Source organism: Rhodococcus sp. IEGM 1406 (genome assembly GCF_030056745.1).
In the GTDB taxonomy this organism is placed as follows: Bacteria; Actinomycetota; Actinomycetes; order Mycobacteriales; family Mycobacteriaceae; genus Rhodococcus_F; species Rhodococcus_F erythropolis.
The window spans coordinates 1-897 of record NZ_JASHKO010000021.1 but is presented as its reverse complement, the minus strand read 5'-3'; the positions used below and the strand labels follow the sequence as shown (position 1 = coordinate 897).

1 protein-coding gene is annotated in these 897 nt (G+C 59.4%); it reads right to left on the bottom strand.

Annotated features, from left to right (window positions below):
• On the bottom strand, positions 1-851 hold an 851-nt coding region (locus tag QM596_RS29575), incomplete at its 3' end, for a DUF7927 domain-containing protein (protein ID WP_502943454.1).
• Positions 852-897 lie beyond the last annotated feature (46 nt).

Here is an 897-nt window from a genome sequence, read left to right as displayed (position 1 = left end):
ACCGGATGCGTCGTGCACAGCTGAGTCGCCGGATCACACACCTCCGGAGGATCAACCGGAGGAGTCGTCCCCGGAACAACGAAGTTGTTCACGAACACCCCACCGACCACATCGGCATTGACCTTCACCGAATACGTCACCGTCTTCGTTTCGCCGGCCGCCAAGGTCCCCGTCACCGAGAAACCATCGCTGCCGACCATCGTCGCAGCCAACGGAGCATCAGCAGTCAAACCACTCAATGCACCCTTGTCCACAACCTGACGCAGATCGTCGAAGTACGCGACCTCACCCGCACCGTTACCGGCGTTCGTGAACGTGAGCGTGTACTTGATGTCCTGACCGGCAACAACATTCGAACCCGACACCGGATCAGAGGACTTCACCACAGCGATCTTCGGAGAGACCACCGGATGCGTCGTGCACAGCTGAGTCGCCGGATCACACACCTCCGGAGGATCAACCGGAGGAGTCGTCCCCGGAACAACGAAGTTGTTCACGAACACCCCACCGACCATATCGGCATTGACCTTCACCGAATACGTCACCGTCTTCGTTTCGCCGGCCGCCAAGGTCCCCGTCACCGAGAAACCATCGCTGCCGACCATCGTCGCAGCCAACGGAGCATCAGCAGTCAAACCACTCAATGCACCCTTGTCCACAACCTGACGCAGATCGTCGAAGTACGCGACCTCACCCGCACCGTTACCGGCGTTCGTGAACGTGAGCGTGTACTTGATGTCCTGACCGGCAACAACATTCGAACCCGACACCGGATCAGAGGACTTCACCACAGCGATCTTCGGAGAGACCACCGGATGCGTCGTGCACAGCTGAGTCGCCGGATCACACACCTCCGGAGGATCAACCGGAGGAGTCGTCCCCGGAACAACGAAGTTG